Source organism: Blautia stercoris, assembly GCF_054657695.1.
The window spans coordinates 964558-985389 of record NZ_BAAHYF010000001.1 but is presented as its reverse complement, the minus strand read 5'-3'; the positions used below and the strand labels follow the sequence as shown (position 1 = coordinate 985389).

Annotated in this window: 19 protein-coding genes; 12 read left to right on the top strand and 7 right to left on the bottom strand. The window is 39.3% G+C overall.

What is annotated here, in order from left to right; genetic code table 11:
• Positions 1–10 precede the first annotated feature (10 nt).
• Positions 11–976 (bottom strand): ABC transporter substrate-binding protein, encoded by a 966-nt coding sequence (locus ACYQ2D_RS04755; RefSeq protein WP_022304502.1) that lies wholly within the window; start codon positions 974–976, stop codon positions 11–13.
• A complete protein-coding gene (cooS, locus tag ACYQ2D_RS04750) occupies positions 924–3113 on the bottom strand; it encodes an anaerobic carbon-monoxide dehydrogenase catalytic subunit (protein ID WP_459784768.1) in 2190 nt (729 codons plus the stop codon). Before cooS ends, ACYQ2D_RS04755 begins: the two co-directional genes overlap by 53 nt.
• A 194-nt stretch (positions 3114–3307) precedes the next feature.
• Here cooS and ACYQ2D_RS04745 point away from each other — a divergent pair, with 194 nt between their 5' ends.
• Positions 3308–4306: a DnaJ C-terminal domain-containing protein gene (locus tag ACYQ2D_RS04745; protein ID WP_118701467.1), complete on the top strand. Its 999-nt coding sequence runs from the start codon at positions 3308–3310 to the stop codon at positions 4304–4306.
• Positions 4307–4371: 65 nt separating this feature from the next.
• Here ACYQ2D_RS04745 and malQ read toward each other — a convergent pair whose 3' ends face one another.
• From malQ to ACYQ2D_RS04725, 4 genes are all read right to left on the bottom strand, one after another.
• Positions 4372–5865, bottom strand: a complete 1494-nt coding sequence (gene malQ / locus ACYQ2D_RS04740; protein WP_459785306.1) for a 4-alpha-glucanotransferase — start codon at positions 5863–5865, stop codon at positions 4372–4374.
• A gap of 99 nt (positions 5866–5964) precedes the next feature.
• On the bottom strand, positions 5965–7632 hold the full coding sequence (locus ACYQ2D_RS04735) for an alpha-glucosidase (RefSeq protein WP_459784767.1): 1668 nt from the start codon (positions 7630–7632) through the stop codon (positions 5965–5967).
• A gap of 118 nt (positions 7633–7750) precedes the next feature.
• Positions 7751–8695: a helix-turn-helix domain-containing protein gene (locus tag ACYQ2D_RS04730; RefSeq protein ID WP_117457474.1), complete on the bottom strand. Its 945-nt coding sequence runs from the start codon at positions 8693–8695 to the stop codon at positions 7751–7753.
• Positions 8682–9998, bottom strand: coding sequence for an MATE family efflux transporter (locus ACYQ2D_RS04725; RefSeq protein WP_117457475.1), 1317 nt, complete (start codon positions 9996–9998; stop codon positions 8682–8684). The genes ACYQ2D_RS04730 and ACYQ2D_RS04725 overlap by 14 nt, the downstream gene beginning before the upstream one ends.
• A 130-nt stretch (positions 9999–10128) precedes the next feature.
• On the opposite strand from ACYQ2D_RS04725, the gene srtB reads away from it, so the two are divergent.
• The 11 genes from srtB to dnaB all read left to right on the top strand — a co-directional run bounded on the left by srtB (position 10129) and on the right by dnaB (position 19529).
• The gene (gene srtB, locus ACYQ2D_RS04720) at positions 10129–10950 is read left to right on the top strand and encodes a class B sortase (RefSeq protein ID WP_022304495.1); all 822 of its coding nucleotides are present in this window, start codon (positions 10129–10131) and stop codon (positions 10948–10950) included.
• 1 nt (position 10951) lies between these two features.
• On the top strand, positions 10952–11680 hold the full coding sequence (locus tag ACYQ2D_RS04715; protein WP_117457476.1) for an NAD-dependent protein deacylase: 729 nt from the start codon (positions 10952–10954) through the stop codon (positions 11678–11680).
• A gap of 63 nt (positions 11681–11743) precedes the next feature.
• Positions 11744–11932, top strand: a complete 189-nt coding sequence (locus ACYQ2D_RS04710; protein WP_117457477.1) for a DUF951 domain-containing protein — start codon at positions 11744–11746, stop codon at positions 11930–11932.
• 103 nt (positions 11933–12035) lie between these two features.
• Entirely contained in the window at positions 12036–12323 is a 288-nt protein-coding gene (gene rpsF / locus ACYQ2D_RS04705) for a 30S ribosomal protein S6 (RefSeq protein WP_022304492.1), read from the top strand.
• Between the two features lie 107 nt (positions 12324–12430).
• Positions 12431–12871: a single-stranded DNA-binding protein gene (locus tag ACYQ2D_RS04700; RefSeq protein WP_022304491.1), complete on the top strand. Its 441-nt coding sequence runs from the start codon at positions 12431–12433 to the stop codon at positions 12869–12871.
• A gap of 28 nt (positions 12872–12899) precedes the next feature.
• On the top strand, positions 12900–13163 hold the full coding sequence (gene rpsR, locus ACYQ2D_RS04695) for a 30S ribosomal protein S18 (RefSeq protein ID WP_022304490.1): 264 nt from the start codon (positions 12900–12902) through the stop codon (positions 13161–13163).
• 118 nt (positions 13164–13281) lie between these two features.
• Positions 13282–13983: a response regulator transcription factor gene (locus ACYQ2D_RS04690; protein WP_459784766.1), complete on the top strand. Its 702-nt coding sequence runs from the start codon at positions 13282–13284 to the stop codon at positions 13981–13983.
• Positions 13970–15568, top strand: coding sequence for a sensor histidine kinase (locus ACYQ2D_RS04685; protein ID WP_459784765.1), 1599 nt, complete (start codon positions 13970–13972; stop codon positions 15566–15568). Before ACYQ2D_RS04690 ends, ACYQ2D_RS04685 begins: the two co-directional genes overlap by 14 nt.
• A 109-nt stretch (positions 15569–15677) precedes the next feature.
• The gene (locus ACYQ2D_RS04680; RefSeq protein WP_022304487.1) at positions 15678–17717 is read left to right on the top strand and encodes a DHH family phosphoesterase; all 2040 of its coding nucleotides are present in this window, start codon (positions 15678–15680) and stop codon (positions 17715–17717) included.
• Between the two features lies 1 nt (position 17718).
• Positions 17719–18168, top strand: a complete 450-nt coding sequence (gene rplI / locus ACYQ2D_RS04675; protein WP_022304486.1) for a 50S ribosomal protein L9 — start codon at positions 17719–17721, stop codon at positions 18166–18168.
• A gap of 29 nt (positions 18169–18197) precedes the next feature.
• Complete coding sequence (gene dnaB / locus ACYQ2D_RS04670; protein ID WP_022304485.1) at positions 18198–19529, top strand: replicative DNA helicase; 1332 nt, start codon at positions 18198–18200, stop codon at positions 19527–19529.
• Between the two features lie 241 nt (positions 19530–19770).
• Here the strand turns inward: dnaB and ACYQ2D_RS04665 are convergent, their stop codons facing one another.
• On the bottom strand, positions 19771–20832 hold the full coding sequence (locus ACYQ2D_RS04665; protein WP_187558151.1) for a type IV pilus twitching motility protein PilT: 1062 nt from the start codon (positions 20830–20832) through the stop codon (positions 19771–19773).

Genomic DNA, 20832 nt, shown 5'->3' with positions numbered 1-20832 from the left:
GGATACTGATTTACTGGTAAATGAAATCATTGTAGGACGGTGGATTATCGTTGATTCCGTATTCTTTTACTTTTTCACTTAATTGTTCATAATCATCAAGTGAGATGTCAAGGTCATCGTAATGAATCCATTCTAATGAGACATCAAGAGTTTTTTCGTCCTGTCCTAAGTATTTTTCAGCTACTTCTTTTGCGATTCCTTCGTCCAATAAACTTCCGGCTTCTTTGTATGTAGAAAGAAATTCGTCTGCGGCCTCTTTATTCTTATCAAGGAATCCGCCGTTAAATACGAGTGCACAGCAGATAGAATCCTGCCATAAATCAGTGGAATCATATAATACGTGACCGTAACCCTGTACAACAGCCTGTGCGCCAAATGGTTCTGCAACACAGTATCCATCAATGGAACCGCTTGCAAGGGAAGAAGGCATTTCAGATGGAGCAAGCTGTACCACATTGATATCATCAATACTTAAGTCGCCAAGTGCAAGCATGTCATTTAATAAGATATTGTGTGAGGACTGATTAGAAGGAATTGCAAAAGTTTTTCCTTTTAAATCACGGACATCTGAAATATCATCAGATACGATGACAACATTTCCGTCTTTATGACCAAGAGCAGCAGCCTTTAAGTCAATTCCGTTACTTACGGCTCCCATTGCAAGTTCAACGAGAACAGAAGCACCATCGATTTTTCCGGAGTTCAGTGCATCCATTAAATCCGTCCAGGAACTGAATTTTTGAAGAGTGACTTCAATATCGCTGTCTGATTTTTTATCTAAAAGTTCTTTTGTCTCAAACACAGCCAGTGCATGTGTGATTGGCAGATAGCCTAAGGTAATATTGGTTTTTGAAGAGTCTGTTTTTGTAGTGTCAGCGGCTGAGGTAGAGTCTGGATTTGTGGTACCGCAGCCGGTCAGAGCACTAAAAGAAAGTGTAGCGGCTAAAGCAAATGTAAGTAAGCGTTTGAATTTCATGGTTATACTCCTTTAATTGACGGTAAATTCCTAATTGTTTTCGTTTTTCTTTCATATCTGCGACAATTTTTTCGCCAAGTACAACAGGGTCGGCATCGACAATCATTGCAGAATGAAGTGTTTTTTTCGTTCCTTCTTTTAAGAACTCAATGACTTTAGAAGAACCGTGAATTGGAGCTTCTACACAATGGTAGGAGCTGATTCCGTTTAAGCGGAAGCCAAGAGCGGCATCGATTCCTTTTTCATTGGACCATTCCGGTGAGGAAAAAGCAAATGGCATTTCGTAGAGTGCTTTGTTAAATTCACCGGCAATTCCTCCGAAAATACCAGAAGAACGGGTATTGTCAATACATTCTCCAACATGCCATACGGGAGGCATATCCGGATTTAAAAATTCTCTTAAACCATCCCCGCATTTACTGTAGGCAAATTCAGAAGTCTGACAGTATCCCATTTTCATAAGAGGGAAGGAAGCACATCCGTTTGTGATAATAAGTACGTTATTTTTTAACAGTACATCACAGACATCTAAGATTGCTTTTTCATAAAGGACTTTTGGATTGTTACATCCAACCATATTGACTACTCCGAGAATCTTGCCGGAGCGGATGGCGTCGGCAATCGGTTTGAAACTGCCGTATTTTTTACAGATGTATTCAACAGAAAATCCGACTTCTGCTTCCACTTCGTGTTTTGGAATAAAGACCGGAATGCCTTTTCTTGCTTCAAAACTTTCGATGGCACGCATGACAATCCGTTTTGCAATTGCTTTGGTTTCGGCAACATTGGAGTGATGGTGGTCATATCCGATGTGTTCTGCACCTGGAAGGCGGGCAGAATCATGAGTAGTAACAACCGTTGTTTTAAAACAGCGTGCTACATCCATGATAGCCGGATAAACTTCCTGTACGTCGGCAACCCAGAGGTCAAGCGCACCTGTTCCAAGTACCAGTTCTGCGCTGACGGCATTAGAAAGAGGAATGACTCCTTCATAGCGGTACATTGCGGAGAGACCGGAACAGCAGATTCCATAAAACTGGATACCTTTTGCTCCTTTTTCTTTTGCAAGGTTTAAGAGTTCTTCACTTTGTCCGGCTTTTACAATTTCTTTTACCAGAACCGGAAGATGTCCGTGAACTGCAATGTTGACATAGCCTTTTTTGAGGGCACCGATATTTACTTTGGAAGTGACACGGTCACCGACCCCGAGCAGGGCATCTGTTGCAATGGAAGTGGAAACGACCCCGCTAAAAGTAAAAGCGAGTCCACAGCGCAAAAACTGTTTCATAACACTTTCCCAGTCGCCATCTGTCGCACATCCGGTTTTATGATAAGCTTCAAAAACTTCGTGGTAAGCACTGATTGGAAGAATATCAAGGTCTTTCCATACTTTCTGGCGTTCTGGAGCTGCACAGGCAGAAATGACTTTGTATTCATCCGGCTCGGTTCTGGATAAATCATCAAGCAGAGTATCTGCAAGGTCAATTGCAATGTTTTTTAACGTACGTTTTTTAGTTTTGATTCCGAAGGCTTCTGCCATGGAGCGTACTTTGTATTCTCCGATGATTGGAAGGTCAAGTTTGCCCTGGGCAGCCCATTTTAACATTAAAAGCAATTCTCTGGCGTGCATCCCGTGTTGGGCAGCACCGGCAGCAGCACCACGCAGAAGATTTCTTGCGACAATTAAGTCGGCATCTGCACCACAGACTCCGCGAGGAGACTTCGGGGTGATTTTACAAGGACCCATGTTACAGATACGACAGCAGGTTCCGCTTAAACCAAAGGTACATTGTGGCTGTTGTTTATCAAAACGGTCAAATGCAGTGTCATATCCAAGCTGTTCCATTCGAAGCATCATTTCTTTTACAGCAGGGTCTGGAACATTATCAAGCACATCCTGTTTGGTTGGAAAGGTTTTGCGGTAAGCAGAAACCGCTTTCCTGTAGTCCTCGGTAAAGACTTCTTCATGGCTGTGTTCATATTCGTTGCCGTTTTCATCAATATGTTTATGAGTATGACCGCTGACCGGTACTAAAACCTTTGGGATTCCGTTTTTATCAAAGCCGATAATGGCTCTGTGATTATGTGGTTCAATAACGGTGTTAAATGTTTCATCAGTTGTATTTTTATTTTCCATAAATTAATTCTCCACTAAATTACTTGGTTTTTGGTTAACGAGATAGTACCACTAAAAACATAGTTTGTCAATAGGTTTAGGGGGATAAAGTGAAAAGTTGTGAAAAAAATGTGAAATAAAAATAAGAAACTTGACAGAAAAAAACACTGGTGTTATATTACAAATAGAACAAAAAACGGAAGGAGGAGGAAACAATGGCTGTAAAACGAGATTATTATGAAGTGTTGGGAGTGTCGAAAAATGCAGATGAAAATGCGATTAAGAAGGCATACCGAAAACTTGCGAAGAAATATCATCCGGATACAAATTCAGGCGATGCGGATGCTGAAAAAAAATTTAAAGAAGTTACAGAGGCATATTCTGTTTTAAGTGATAAAGAAAAAAGAAAATTATATGACCAGTTTGGTCATGCTGCGTTTGATGAGGGAGCCGGCGGCGGAACTTATCAGTCGCAAAATCAAAATGGAGGATATCAAAGAGCGTACCATTTTAATTCCGATGATATGGGGGATATCTTTGGGGATATTTTCGGGGATATGTTCCATGGAGGACAGAGAAGTGGAAGAAGAAGCAAGAGCAGCTTCTATCAAGGCGGTTTTGGAAATGGCTTTGGAGGCGGTTTTGGAGCGGATTTCGCACAAAAAGGTGAGGATTTGAATGCAGAAGTGACCGTTACATTTGATGAAGCGGCATTTGGCTGTGATAAGAGAATCCGCCTGTCTTTACAAAATGGTCAGACACAGACTTTGGAGGTGCATATTCCGGCAGGAATTGAAACCGGAAAGAGTATCCGTTTAAGAGGAAAAGGACACCCGGGAAGCGGAGGCGCTGAGGCAGGAGATTTACTGTTAAAAGTAACGGTCATGGAAAAATCCGGCTATGAACGAAAAGGAATGGATGTCTATACAAAAGTTCAGGTTCCGTTTACAACCGCAGTATTTGGCGGAGAGGCTATGGTAAAGACCCTTTATGGAAATGTCATCTGTAAGATTCGTCCAGGAACACAATCCGGAACGAAAATCCGTTTAAGAGGAAAAGGAATTGTATCGATGAAAGATGCTTCGGTACATGGAGACCAGTATGCAGAAGTAGAAATCTTGGTTCCAACGGATTTAAGTGTAGAAGCACGGCAGAAATTAAAAGAATTTGAAGCACTATGCAAAAAAAAACAAGATAATCGGTCAGTAGCATAAGGAAAACCGCAGTATCAAGAGAAAATGATACTGCGGTTTTTGCATGTTTAAACACTTTGTAAAAGTTAGTTTCTTTGATAAATCCGAACTAATTTTTTGATTTTATTTTGTAAATCCGAAGTAAATTCTCCATCTAAGAGACGCCATTTCCAGTTGGTTCCTAAAGTAGATGGAGTATTGATTCGGCAGGTGTTGTCAAGTCCCAGATAATCCTGCATTGGAATCATACAGATACGTGCAGGGCTTCCCATAACACGGCAGATAACTGACCAGTGCAGACTGCGGTCAGAAGTTGTATAATCATGAATATAATCGCGTAACATTTCTCTGCCCTCTTTTGGGATGTCCTGATACCATCCGATTAAAGTCGCATTATCATGAGTTCCGGTATAGACAACAGAGTTGACCGGATAATTATGTGGCAGGTAATCACCTGCACATCCGGTATCTCTGGAATCAAAGGCAAATTCAAAAACTTTCATGCCTGGAAATCCGCTTTCAAAAACCATCTGGCGGACACTATCCGTTACATAACCTAAGTCTTCTGCGATGACGTCACGTTCACCGAGAACTTCTTTCATACGGTGGAATAATTCAATTCCGGGACCTTTTTCCCAATGACCGTTTCTTGCAGTGGTATCTCCATAAGGGATAGAGAAATATTCATCAAAGCCACGGAAATGGTCGATTCTGACTACATCATAGAGATAAAATGCGTAAGAAAGACGCTGCATCCACCATGTATAACCGGTCCGGCGGTGATAATCCCAGCGATAAAGCGGATTTCCCCATAGCTGTCCGTCAGCGGCAAACCCGTCCGGAGGGCATCCGGCAACCGCAAGAGGAACATTTTCTTCATCTAACTGAAAGAGTTCCGGATGAGCCCAGGTATCTGCACTGTCATAAGCAACGTAAATCGGGATATCACCGATGATGCGGATACCGTTTTCATTTGCATAAGTTTTTAATTTTTTCCATTGAATGGAAAATTCAAATTGCATGTATTTCTGGAATTCAATTTCAAAATAAAGCTGTTCCCGGTAATAATCAAGGGCATATCCGTAACGTTTTTTGATATCCTCCGGCCACTTATCCCAACATTCGTCTTGAAAGAATCCTTTTACAGCCATAAATAAGGCGTAATCGTCGAGCCACCATGCATTTTCTTCCTGGAATGTCCGAAATTCTGGATTTTGGGAAATATTGCTTCTTTCATAAGCTTTTCGAAGCAGTTTGTAGCGGGCTTTATAAAGTTTTCCGTAATCAATAAAACGAGAATCCAAACCAAAATCAGCAAGATCACATTCTTTTTTAGTCAGAACGCCTTCTTCGATTAAGGTATTTAAATCGATAAAATAAGGATTTCCGGCATAAGTGGAAAAAGACTGATACGGGGAATCTCCGTAACTGGTTGGTCCAAGTGGCAGAATCTGCCAGTATTTTTGATTGGCCAAAGCCAGCTGGTCTACAAATTCATAAGCTTCTTTTGAAAAACAGCCGATGCCGTATTGGGACGGCAGGCTGGATATCGGTAATAAAATACCACTTTCTCTCATAATATAAAAACTCCTTTCTTTTGTCGCAAAAAGCTTCTTCCTGGTTAGAGCTATGTGTGAATAAAGATATTCTAACACAGGGAGAAGCATTTTTAATAAAAATTAAAATTCTAAAATTAAAGCCTGATATCCATGAAGTGTTACTTCGTTTCCGTTTAATACAACATCATTATAGTTGTTTAAGAGAACGGATTTATATGGAGCTGGAAGAGCAATGGTCTGTTCTTGTGTCTGATAGTTTCCGATAACAAGAAGCGTCTTGTCTCCTTTTCTGTAATAAGCCATCAGGTTATGGGTATCTTCAAGATACGGAATGACATCACCATAAACGATTGTTTCTTGATAAGCAGGATCTTTTCTAAGTGCGATTAATTTCTTATAATAAGAAAGAACTGAATGGTCATCATGTAACTGGCTTTCTACATTAATCTGGGTATAGTTCGGGTTTACCATCAGCCATGGGGTGCCTGTTGTAAATCCGGCATTTGTGCCGGCATTCCACTGAACCGGAGTTCTTGCATTATCGCGGTTATAAAGGGAAATAATTTTTAGGGCTTCTTCTTCGGAGTATCCGGCTTCTATTGCTACATGGTACTGGTCAAGTGCGGAAACGTCATCAACTTTTTCAAAAGGAATTACACCGAGATTTTCCATACCAATTTCCTGTCCTTGATAGATGAACGGAAGTCCACGAAGCATGAAGTATAATGTAGCCAGCATTTTTTTGCTTTGGTCGGAACACTCTCCTTCCGGAATATAATAGCTGACACCACGTGGTTCATCATGATTTTCAATAATGTTAGATAAAAATCCGATCGAACCGATTCTTTTCTGAGAGTGGAAACAACATTTTTTATAATCATCTGGAGTAATGCGGGTATTTGCATACCAGCCTTTATCACTTTTTCCAAAGGAAGTGCCGGCAAAATCAAACATGGAAGAGAAGTAGCCGTTATCTCCGATGAAATCCGGAAGCTCTTCGTCTTTTTCATTAAAAACTTCACCGACGGTAAATGCATTATGAGGATTAAAGGTTTTGTCACGCATTTCGCCTAAAAATTCACCAACACCCTTTGCATCAGCAAGCATCTGGTCGATACAGCTTAAATTATCATCGCGGTCTACCGTGTAGTCTTTATAAGGAAGTTTCTTTTTGATGTTGATGATAGCATCAATACGGAACCCGCCAAGTCCTTTATCTAACCACCAGTTGATGTTTTTGTAAACTTCTTCGCGGACTTTTGGATTTTCCCAGTTTAAATCCGGCTGTTTTTTGTGAAATACATGCATGTACTGCTTGTCAGGATGTCCTGGAAGTGGTTCCCAGACCGGACCTCCAAAATAACTTCTCCAGTTACATGGAAGTTCTCCCTCTTTGCGGTCTTCAATATAGAAGAAGTTTCCATATTCTCCGTCAGGGTCTTCACAGGCTTTTTCAAACCATTCATGTTCATCAGAACAGTGATTTACAACCAGGTCCATTAAGATATACATGTCACGTTTTTTGGCTTCTTTTAAAAGATGATCCATGTCATCCATTGTGCCGAAGCAAGGGTCAATTTGATAGTAGTCAGAGATATCATATCCCTGGTCTGCAAATGGAGAAGAGTAAATTGGAGAAATCCAGACAATGTCTACTCCTAATTCTTTTAAATAATCTAATTTTAAGGTGATTCCTGGCAAATCACCGATTCCGTCGCCGTTGGAATCATAAAAGCTCTTCGGATAAATCTGATAGGCAACTTTATTGTGCCACCATTTTCTTTCCATAGCGTGTATCCTCCTGATTTTTTTATCAATTTTCGTTTCGCTCATTACTTATGCGGATAAGTAATAGTATAATGACAAAAAATGATTTTGTCCTACGAATATCTGATGAAAAACTACGTTATTTTGACTTGTGCGTTTGTGAAAAAGATTTTCGATACTGCAGAGGTGTCATTCCGGTTTTTTTTCGGAATTCTTTTAAAAAATTTCCGAGATTATGAAATCCGCAGTCAAGACAGATGTCCATAACCGGACGCTGGGTATCCTGAAGCAGAGTAATGGCACGCCCAATGCGGTATTCATTGATATAGGCGACAGGAGTTTTGCCGATATATTTTTTAAAAAATCGGCAGAAATACTGTTCATTTAAGCCGGCATTTTGAGCAAGGGTATGCACATAAAATTTTTCACCATAATGCTGATGAATGTAAGCAAGTGAATTTTTAATAATTTCAACCCGATAATCATCATCCGTATGCTCTTTTACGGATAGAAGCTGATATTGTTCTAAAAAGGCAAGGATTTTTAATAAACCGGCACGAATAAACAGCTGGGAGGCTAAATCGTTTGTGACCATCTGATACTCGTTGATTGGAGCAAATCCATTTTGATAAAACGCATTTACAATTTCAAGATATTCTTGTTTTAATCTGGAAAAAACAGGATGTTCCGGTTTAATACAGCGTGGAAAATAGAGCTCTCCCTTCATCATGGGCTGTAAAATTCGGCTCTGTGCGATATCATAACTGTCAAAATTTAAGATTCTCGGATGAAAAACGACAGCTGATTCTTTTACAGAAGTTTTTGCTAAAATAGAATGGAGTTCACCAGAATTTACAAAATAAAAACATTCATCTGTGATGGTGTAAATATTCATATTGATGACTAATTCAAATTCGCCTTCCATAAAATAAAGAATTTCAAGTTCATCGTGCCAGTGGTGTTTGACACCGTTCCAGTTCTCATCATCATAAGTCTCATAAAGACCACAGGGAAAAGAAAAGGTTCCGTGGTCTTTTTGTTCTTTTAAAGTCGGGTTTGTGTTTGACGGCTCAGTCTTTTGCATGATACATTCCACCTTTCTGCTTTGTAAAACACAATAATCCACTTAAAGTGATAAACATTGTAGCAAATTCCGCAGCGGGAAATGCCAGCCAGATCCCGGTCATTTTAAAGCAGGCAGAAAGCACAAAGGCAAAGAAAATAGTTGCAACAAATCCACGTGAAATAGAGGCACAAAAAGCATATTTAACGGATTCTACAGCACTTAAGGCCGCAGTTCCGACGATGTTAATTCCAGCAAATAAAAATCCGATAAAGTATAATCTTAAGCCAGAGTCTGCATAAGCAGCAAGCTGCAAATCGTGTTCACTGTTAAAGACAGCGGTGACAGCAGGTGCAGAAAAGAAAATAAAAATCATCAGTAAAAAACCAAGACCAAGTGCAGTGGTGAGAGCCATTTTTAAAAGGGAGCGGACATTTTGTTCTTCTCCTCGTCCATAGGAGCGACTGATAAGCGGCTGAGACCCTTGTGCAATTCCATTAAACAGTGCAACAGCGACCAAAGAAGTATTGGCGACGACTCCATAAGCAGCAACACCGGTATTTCCGGCAAGATTTAAGATAATCATATTAAAGGTAACTGTAATAACGCCCGAAGAAATTTCTCCAACAAAGGCAGAAACTCCAACCTGACAGGAATAAATCAGCTTTTTGATGGACGGCAGGACAGGAATCAATTTAATCGTGGATTTCCTGGAAAAAAAGTGAATACAGCAGATTAAAATTCCGACAACCGGAGAAAAACCGGTAGCAAGAGCTGCCCCTTTCATAGCAAGACCGAGAGGAAACATTAAAATGTAGTCAAAGACAATGTTAAATAAACTGCTGAATAACGTAGCAGCCATGGCGATGGATGGATTTTTATCATTTCGCACAAAAGCGTTGCAGATATGGTTCCACATAAAAAATGGGGAAAAACACATAAAAATCCGTGTATAGGAAGTTCCGGTCTGAATGATTTCGGCATCGCCGCCAAGCAGTGCAACTAATTTATCCGGAAGAAAAATCCCAATAAAGACAAAAATTAAGCTGATAAAAAATGCACAGATTAGTGCATGGAAAAAGTATCCGTCTGCATCCGGATTCTTCTTTCCACGTTCAATCACAAAGCGGATAGCAGAGCCCACTCCAATCATTGCCCCAATTGCAAAAATGAGATTATAAAGTGGGAGTACCAGGTTTAGGGCGGTGATACCATTTGAACCGACTGCTTTTGAAATAAAATACGTGTCTGCGAGAATATAAAGCGACATGCCGAGCATACCAAGCATATTCTGGGAGACATATTTGGTGAATTGTTTTAACATAGTTTTGAAATACCTTTCATTTAGATATAATTCTAATAGATATGGTAGCAAAAAGTGGCGGATTTTGCCAGACTTTCTTTTTAAAAACGCTTATGCTATAATGGATAATCATAAAGATTGGAGCAAAGGCATGAGTAAAAAAGAGAAGAAAAAAGGCAGAATGGGAGGCATTATCCGTAATTTGGTCCTGATTATCGCAGCCGCAGTCTTTTTGTTTTCTGCTTATCAACTGGTCATGATTTATTTGGAGTATAAAAAAGGTACGGATGAATATGATAAAATCAGACAGTATGCGGTAGAAAGTCCTGTAAAAGAAGAGACAAAAGAAAATGATGAAGCAGAAGGGGAAGAAGAGGGGGAAGAGGCTCAAGAGGTTCAAGAACCTCAAGGACCACAGATTGATTTTGAAGCGTTAAAGGCAGTAAATCCCGATGTGGTTGGCTGGATTGAAATTGAAACACTGGATATCAGTTATCCGATTGTACAGACGACAGACAATGACCATTACCTTCATTATACTTTTGAAGGACAGCGAAATGCGAATGGTGCGATTTTCTTAGAGCATACAAACAGCAGCGATTTTGAGGACTGTAATACCATTATTTATGGTCATAATATGAGAAATGGCTCGATGTTTGGTACATTTCGCAAGCTTCATGAGCAGTCAAATCTGACGAGTCCTTATGTCTGGATTTGTACACCAAAACATACCTGGCGTTATAAAATCTTTTCGGTTCATACTGCGTCAGTAACGGGAGAAACGTATACTTTATTCAGCATGGCAGATGAACAGTTTGCCGAGTATTTAAAATCTATGAAGTCAGCGTCAGAATTACAATTAGATGCCGAAGCAGACAAAGACGATAAAGTGATTACTATGTCAACTTGTACGGGAAACAGCAGTACTCGTTTTGTTATTCAGGCAAAGCGCCTTGAGAAAGGAGAAAATTAAAATGGATAAAAAAATTGAAGCATTGCAGAAATTAATTTCAGGGCATCAAAATATTGTGTTCTTTGGAGGAGCGGGTGTTTCAACAGAAAGTGGAATTCCGGATTTCAGAAGTGTGGATGGCTTATATCATCAGAAATGGGATTATCCGCCGGAGACGATTTTAAGCCATACTTTTTTTGTAAGAAAGCCCAAAGAGTTTTATCGCTTTTATAAAGAGAAGATGTTATGCGAGGGTGCAAAGCCAAATGCAGCACATAAAAAACTGGCACAGTTAGAGAAAGCCGGGAAATTAAAAGCAGTTATTACACAGAATATTGATAATCTGCACCAGATGGCAGGCAGTAAAAAAGTGTATGAATTGCATGGAAGTGTGTATCGTAATTATTGTACAAAATGCGGGGCATTTTATGATTTCTCCTATATGAAACATGCAGAAGGGATTCCGGTCTGTAAAAAATGTGGTGGAATTATTAAGCCGGACGTTGTGCTCTATGAAGAAGGATTAGATAATGAAGTCATAGAAGGTGCAGTCCAGGCAATCAGAGAGGCAGAAGTGCTGATTATCGGAGGAACTTCTCTTGCGGTTTATCCGGCAGCTTCGTTGATTGACTATTTTAAAGGAGATGCACTGGTTGTGATTAATCGAGATAAGACGCCGAGAGATAAGATGGCAGATTTGGTCATCAATGAACCGATTGGAACGGTATTTGAACAGATTCGTGTAGAATAAAGGGAGATAAAGTGATTTGGAACAGAGAGAACGGTAACAGAGTAACAGAAGAAAGGAAGAGAAATGGCATATCAGTACGAAGTTGGTGATATTGTAAAGTTAAAAAAACAGCATCCGTGTGGAAGTAACGAATGGGAAATTCTTCGAGTGGGAGCCGATTTTCGTTTAAAATGCATGGGATGTGGACATCATATTATGCTTGCAAGAAAGCTTGTAGAAAAAAATACGAGAGATTTGAAAAAAAATACTTGATTATTCAGAAAAAGCATGGTAGAATTAATCCTCGTGATATATGATTATCCTTGCTCTCCAAAAAGAGTGGAGGGCCAAAAGACCAAAAGGAGGTAAAACAGGCATGAACAAATATGAATTAGCGTTAGTTGTTAATGCGAAAATCGAAGATGAAGCTCGTGCAGCAGTTGTGGAAAAAGCAAAAGGCTACATCGCCCGTTACAACGGAAATGTAACAGAAGTTGAAGAATGGGGAAAGAAAAGATTAGCTTACGAAATCCAGAAAATGCGCGAAGGATATTACTACTTCATCCAGTTCGAAGCAGACGCTGACTGCCCAGCAGAAATCGAGCGTCACGTTCGCATTATGGACAATGTATTAAGATATTTAGTTGTAAGAAAAGACGCTTAATTTTTTCTTAGAGCACAAAATGCGAATCCCCTTAGAATTATAGTGTTTTATAATTCCCGATTCTATGTGCTGCGACGTACAATGTAAAAAATGTTGAGGTGAAAGATATGAACAAAGTAATTTTAATGGGACGTTTAACAAGAGACCCGGAGGTAAGATACTCTGCGGGAGAAAACTCACTGGCGATTGCCAGATATACACTGGCTGTTGACAGACGTTTCAAGAGAGACGGAGAAGCAACTGCTGATTTTATCAGCTGTGTTGTATTTGGAAAACAGGCAGAATTTGCAGAAAAATATTTTCGTCAGGGAATCCGTATCGTAGTGAGCGGAAGAATCCAGACAGGAAGCTACACAAATCGTGATGGTGTAAAAGTTTACACGACAGAAGTTGTTGTAGAAGAACAGGAATTTGCAGAGAGCAAAGCAGTAAGCGACAGCCACGTAAACCGTAGTGCAAGCCAGCCGGCAGCACCGGATATGGCAGATTCCTCAGCAGAAGGATTTATGAACATTCCTGATGAAATCGGTGGAGAATTACCGTTTTAAGAACGGAATATAGCAGGAGGTAGAAACCATGGCTTTCGAAAAAGGGAATAGACCGGACTCTCCAATGAAGAGAAGAGGCGGACGCAGAAGAAAAAAAGTTTGTGTATTCTGTGGAAAAGAAAATAACGAAATCAGCTACAAAGATGCAAATAAATTAAAAAGATATGTCTCTGAAAGAGGAAAAATTCTTCCAAGAAGAATCACAGGAAACTGTGCAAAACATCAGAGAGCTCTTACTGTAGAAATCAAGAGAGCAAGACACATGGCTATTATGCCATACGTACAGGATTAATTTGCTGTATCGAAGCCGTCACAAAGTACTGTGGCGGCTTATTTTTTTACTTTAGTTCAAGAGAATTTACAAGGAAGAATAGATACAGCACTTCCAAGAAGGGAAAAAATTTAGGGGTATGAAATATAATATATTAATAACTGAGGATGAAAGAGAAATTGCCGAATTAATCAAACTATATCTGGAAAATGAAAGTTATATGGTATTTTGTGCGGAGGATGGAAAAGAGGCGTTAGAACTCTTAGAGCAGGAATCAATAGATATGGCAATACTCGATATTATGATGCCGGGGATGGATGGATATGAACTGACGAAACAGATTCGTAAAAGAAGTAATATGCCAATTCTGATTTTGTCTGCGAAAACACAAAGTTGTGATAAAATAAGAGGCTTAAATCTTGGGGCAGATGATTATATGACAAAACCATTTGACCCGCTTGAAGTTGTAGCAAGGGTAAATTCGGCATTGAGACGTTTTTATCATTTAAATGGTGAGCCGGAATCCAAAAATGAGAATCATATTTTAAAAGTAGGAGATTTGGTGTTAGATACCCAGACTCTTGCACTGAAAAAGAGAGACGAAGAAGTTTTTCTGACACCAATGGAATATAAAATTCTTGCATTGTTTATGAAAAATCCAGGGATGATTTTTACCAAAGTTCAGATTTATGAAAATACCTGTGGGGAATATGTCGAAAGTGATGATAATACAATTATGGTGCATATCTCAAATCTTCGGGAAAAGATAGAGGAGAATCCCAAAAATCCACAGTATATTAAAACCATTCGAGGAGTAGGATATAAAATTGAAAACCGATAAACGAAAAAAGGGCAGTTTTTTATCACTTATTATCCGGAATTATCTTTGGTTTTCGTTTGCTGTGCTGCTGGCTTTGATGTGTATTGTTGTTGTGATTAACTGGATGGGAGAACAGCATTTTTCAGGGTTAAAAACCAAAAAAATTAAAAAATTTACGGAATATCTGGAAGAGGGGAATTATGAAAAATTTCCATCTGATATTTTGCTGGGACAAAAAGGAGCATTTGTTATTTTGGATGAAAATTTTCAAATGATTTATCAAAGTAAAAGTGACATGCCAAAAAGATTTACAGAGGAAGAATTGTTTTTTGTCAATGAGTTGGGTATGAAAGAAAAGATAAAAGCAATTTTTTATCAAGATGAAAATGAAAACGAACGGATTTTAATCCAAAGGGAAAAAACAAAAGAGGGTACTGAAAAGAACAAAAAAGAATATCTGCTTTTGGATAATTCTGGAACAGTATTGGTCAATCAGATGGGGTTTACAGGAAAGAATGTGAATCAAAAAGAGTTGGATTATATTATAAAAAAGGGGAAAAATCCGGTTCAGTATGCAAAGTGGGAATTTAAAAACAAGCGGGGAAAGAGCTATACAGCAGTTTTTCGCTATGAAAAAAAAGATGCAAAGAAATATCTTGAATTTACAAAATCCATGCGAGTGGTTCAGTGGTTGATTCTTCCACTTTATGCTCTGATTGTAGCAGTTTTTGCCGTGCGTTTGAATCATAAGGTGAAACGTCCGCTGATGGCACTGAAAGAATCAATTGTATGCTATCAGAAAGGTCAGAAATTAAGTAATGACAACAATGGACCGGATGAATTTGTAGAAATCGGGGACGATTTTGTAAAATTGGCACAAAGGCTGGCTGAGAGTGAAGAACGAAGAAAAATTTCTGATGAAGAAAAACAGCAGATGCTTGCAGACATTTCTCATGACTTAAAGACTCCGATTACGATTATCCAAGGCTATGCAAAGGCAATCTGTGATGGTGTCATAAAAGAAGAAAATAAACAGCAGTATCTACAGACAATTTATCATAAGTCAATTGTTTTAAATGAATTGATTAATGCATTTTCAGAATACAGTAATTTGGAGCATCCGGATTTCAGACCGGTGAAAACAAAGGTGGATATCTGTGAATATGCAAGAGAATATTTAGCGACAAAATATAATGAATTGGTGTTGGGCGGATTTTTGATAGAAGTAGAGATACCGGAGATGATAATCTGGTGTCAGATTGATGTACAACAGATGAAGCGGGTATTTGAAAATCTGATTAATAACTCTGTCAAACATAATAAAAGAGGGACAATGCTTTTCTTTTCGATGAAAAAAGAAGCAGATACGATTTGTATCAGTATCGGAGATAACGGTACAGGAATTCCAAAAGAGCTAGCTCAAATGGTATTTGAACCGTTTGTGGTGGGAGATGAATCAAGAAATAGCCGGCAGGGAACAGGTCTTGGGCTTGCGATAGCAAAGAAAATAGTGGAGGCGCATGACGGAGTGATTGAACTTGTAAAATTTCCCAAAGAAGGGCTTTCAACAGAATTTCGAATCTGGATGCATACGGATAAGGAATAAGAAGCGGTATTGTACAAAAATAAAAAAAATGATATAATAAGCCAGTACATGCTTATCCGGATGAATCGAAAATACCGGAAAATGTTAAGAAATCGGAAGGTAAGAGGATATGAATGGCAATATCAAGATAAAGGGACAGCTTAAGCTGTATATGCAGTGGCCGGTTATCATGGTACTTTTACTCCTGCTTATGGATTTGTGTATTTTCCGCATCAGTATAAAGGGCGGAGTGATTGCAACCTGTTTTATAGCGGTGTATCTTGCGATAGCAGTTTTTCAGTATCATAATAGTCGGGCTGATATACTCAATGAGCTGATTTCTTTTGCCACACAGTATGGGCAGGTACAGAAAAGTCTGTTACGTGATTTTATTGTACCTTATGCTTTAGTGGATGGCAGAGGAAGAATCCTGTGGATGAATGAGGCATTTTCACAGTTGAGCCAGAAACCGGTCAAATACCACAGGTCGATTACAAGCATTTTTCAGGAAATTACAATTGAACGTCTGCCAAAGGATGAATCTTCAGAGGTTCTGTTTCAGTTTGAAAACAGAGATTACAGAGCTTCGATGCGCAAGATTTCAATTGAGGCAATGTTAGAAGATTCAGGTTTGATTGAATCGGATGCAGATAATTTTCTGACGGCAATTTATATTTTTGATGAGACAGATGTAAATCGTTATAAAAAAGAACGCGATGAAGAGAAACTGGTAACAGGACTTTTATATCTGGACAATTATGAAGAGGCGTTAAACAGTGTGGAAGAAGTCCGGCGTTCGCTCTTAGTTGCGTTGATAGAGAGAAAATTAAATAAATATTTCTCCGAGATGGATGGTCTGGTGAAAAAGTTAGAAAAAGATAAGTTTATTCTGATTTTATGCCAGCGTTCGTTAGAAGAGTTAAAAGAAAAACGGTTTAGCATTCTGGAAGAGGTAAAAAGCATTAATATCGGTAATGATATGGATGTCACAATCAGTATTGGAATTGGAATTAATGGGGCAAATTATGTCCAGAATTATGAGTATTCGAGAATTGCAATTGATTTGGCGCTTGGACGAGGTGGAGACCAGGTTGTCATAAAAGACCGTGATACTATGATTTACTTTGGTGGAAAGTCACAGCAGATGGGCAAGACAACACGAGTTAAAGCGAGAGTCAAAGCACATGCCTTAAAAGAGTTTATGGTAGCGAAAGATAAAGTTGTGGTTATGGGGCACAAGATTTCTGATGTGGATTCAATCGGTGCGGGAATTGGAATTTACCGTGCAGCGAAATCTTTGAATAAACGGGCTCATATCGTAGTTAATAATCCAACCATGTCGGTGCGTCCGATTATTGAAAACTTTATTAATAATCCGGAATACGATGAGCACATGTTTGTAAACAGTGCAGAGGCAAAAGAAATCGTAGATAATAATACGGTAGTCGTAGTCGTAGATACGAATAAACCGAGTTATACGGAATGTGAAGACTTATTGTCAAAGACAAAAACGATAGTGGTATTAGACCATCACCGTCAGGGTGCAGAAGTTATTTCCAATGCTGTACTGTCTTATATTGAGCCGTTTGCTTCGTCTGCCTGCGAGATGGTTGCAGAGATTCTGCAATATTTTTCAGATGGAATTCGAATTTATAATATCGAAGCGGATGCCCTTTATGCAGGAATTGTAATTGATACGGATAACTTCACTTCAAAAACGGGAGTCCGTACTTTTGAAGCAGCTGCATTTTTACGGCGCTGTGGCGCAGATGTAACCCGTGTAAGAAAAATGTTCCGTGATGATGTCAGCTCTTATCGGGCAAAGGCAGAGACAGTTCGGACAGTGGAAACTTACAGGGATTCGTTTGCAATTGGAATCTGCCCAAGCAGTGGACTGGATAGTCCGACTATCGTAGCAGCACAGGCTGCAAACGAACTGTTAGATATTGATAGTATAAAAGCATCATTTGTATTGACGGATTATAACAATTTGATTTATATTAGTGCAAGGGCAATTGATGAGGTAAATGTTCAGCTGATTATGGAACGGCTGGGAGGTGGCGGTCATATTAACGTGGCTGGTGCACAGTTGAAAGATGCAACGGTAAATGGAGCAATTATTCAATTGAAAGATACAATTGACCAGATGATTAAGGAAGGAGCAATTTAAGATGAAAGTAATTTTAATTGAAGATGTAAAATCTCTTGGAAAAAAAGGAACAATTGTAAATGTAAGTGATGGATATGCAAGAAATATGCTGTTTCCAAAAAAACTTGGATTAGAGGCAACCCCAAAGAATATTAATGATTTAAAACTTCAGAAAGCACACGAAGAAAAAGTGGCAAAAGAAGTATTCGAAGAAGCAAAAGCGTTTAAAGAAGAATTAGAGACAAAAGAAATCACAGTTGGATTAAAAGTAGGAGAAAACGGACGTACCTTTGGATCTGTTTCCACAAAAGAGCTTGCAGAAGCAGTGAAATCACAGTTGGGATACGACATTGATAAGAAGAAAATGCAGCTTTCTTCTCAGATTAAAGAGTTGGGTGTAGTAAGAGTACCGATTCGTCTGCATCCAAAAGTAACAGCAGAATTAAAAGTCAACATCAAAGAAATGAAATAAGATACGCTTAGAAAGGAGCCATGACTGGCATGGACGAAGCACTCATAAAGAGAATACTTCCTCATAATACAGAGGCAGAACAGTCGGTAATCGGCTCCATGATTATGAATAAAGATGCGATTGTGACAGCATCTGAAATTATTACAGGCGAAGATTTTTATCAACAGCAGTATGGAATTGTATTTGATACGATGGTGGAACTTTTCAATGAGGGGAAACCGGTTGATTTGATTACTCTTCAGGATCGTTTGATGGAAAAAGATCTGCCGCCGGAAGTATCAAGTATGGAATTTGTCGCAGAATTAATGAGTTCTTTGCCTACATCTGTCAATGCAAAGACCTATGCGGAGATTGTAAAAGAAAAATCGATGCTCCGTAAGATGATAAAGACGATGGAGGAAATCACAAATACCTGTTATCTGGGAAAAGAACGGGTGCAGGATATTATGGAGGATACCGAAAAGAAGATTTTTGATTTGGTTCAAAGAAAGAGCAATGAGGAATTTGTTCCGATTCGACAGGTTGTCTTAAATGCGATTGAAAAAATAGAAAAGTCTTCGAGAACAAAAGGCAGTGTAACGGGAATTCCGACAGGATTTGTTGATTTGGATTACCAGATGTCCGGTTTTCAGCCGTCCGATTTGATTTTAGTGGCGGCACGTCCATCTATGGGTAAAACTGCGTTTGTATTAAATATTGCCCAGTATATGGCATTTCGGAAGGATGTCACGGTTGCAATTTTCAGTTTGGAAATGTCAAAGGAACAGTTGGTTAACCGTCTGCTGTCTCTTGAGTCAAAAGTAGATTCTCAGAATATCCGTACAGGTAATCTTGAGGATGAAGAATGGGCAAAACTGATTGAAGGTGCAAATATTATTGGTTCTTCCAATATGATTATAGATGATACTCCCGGTATCTCAATATCAGAACTGCGTTCAAAGTGCAGAAAATATAAGCTGGAACATAATCTTGGAATTATCTTTATTGACTATTTACAGTTAATGACGGGCAGTGGAAAGAGAAGTGAATCAAGACAACAGGAAATTTCCGATATTTCCCGTTCATTAAAAGCATTAGCGAGGGAGCTGAATGTGCCGGTAGTTGCACTGTCTCAGCTTAGCCGTGCCGTGGAACAGCGTCCAGACCATCGACCAATGCTCTCGGATTTGCGAGAATCCGGAGCGATTGAGCAGGATGCCGATGTTGTTATGTTTATTTATCGTGATGATTATTACAATAAAGATTCAGAGAATAAAAACATAGCAGAAATCATTATCGCAAAACAGAGAAATGGTCCGATTGGAACGATTAATCTGGTATGGCTGCCGAACTATACAAAGTTTGTAAATATGAAAAAATAAAATGATGTAAGTGTCAAAAGTATAAATTGCGGTTGTGCTTGCACAAAGAGCAATTTATACTTAATTGACACGCCGAGCACCGAAAACGAAATAAAATGGTGTGAATACGCCATTTTACGAGAGTTTGAGGTGTTCGAGGATTGCGAGAATTGCATAGCAATGGAGCAATCCGGTTACATCAGTGAGTGACAAAATTTACTTTTGACACTCACATCATAGGATAAAAAACTGCGGAGCTTTTTTAGTTCCGCAGTTTTTTTGCAAGCATTTCAGGATTGGACGCATGATTGAGTGCTTCCTGACGGTCGATGACTCCTTGTTGGTAAAGTCGTAATAAACTGTTATCCATCGATAACATTCCGTTCGCAGAAGAAGAATAGATTAAGCCGTCAATCTGATGAACTTTATTATCTCGTATCATATTTTTAATTGCCGGAGTGGTATTCATAATCTCAAAAGCTGGTGTTAAACCTCCGGTCAGATCTGGAACAAGCTGTTGGGAGACAACTGCCTGAAGCACAGAAGAAAGCTGAACGGCAATCTGTCTTTGCTGGCTTGGCGGAAATACATCAATGATTCGGTCAATAGTATTTGCAGCACCTAACGTATGAAGGGTAGAAAAGACCAGATGTCCGGTTTCGGCAGCCGTCATGGCAACAGCCATTGTCTCGTGATCTCGCATTTCTCCAAGCAGAATAACGTCTGGGCTCTGTCTGAGAGAAGCACGCAGGGCAGTGATATAATTTTCTGTATCCGTACAAATTTCACGCTGACTTACGATGCTTTTCTTATGGCTGTGAAGAAATTCAAGAGGGTCTTCAAGAGTAATAATATGCTTTTCCATTGTGCTGTTAATTGCATCAATGATACAGGCAAGCGTGGTGGATTTTCCACTTCCTGCAGGACCTGTGACAAGAACCAGCCCTTTGTTATGAGTTCCAAGATCAATGATTTCCGGTGGGATTCCAAGGTCAGACGGATTTGGAAGGTGGAAGGTGATAACCCGGATGACGGCTGCCATGGAACTTCTCTGCATATAGGTGTTGACACGAAAGCGGGAAAGACCGGAGACTGCAAAGGAAAAATCATCATCTCCGGTTTTTAAAAAATGGGAAATATCACGGTTTCCGGCAAGGCTATAAATCTCACGAATCAATATTTCAGTATTTTCCGGCATGATACGTTCAGAAGTCAATTCCATTAACTGACCGCTTTTTTTATAAGAAAGAGGAAGTCCTGCTACAATGAAAAGGTCAGAAGCTCCAAGTTCTGTTGTCTTTTTTAAAAAAGTAAGTGCATCCAT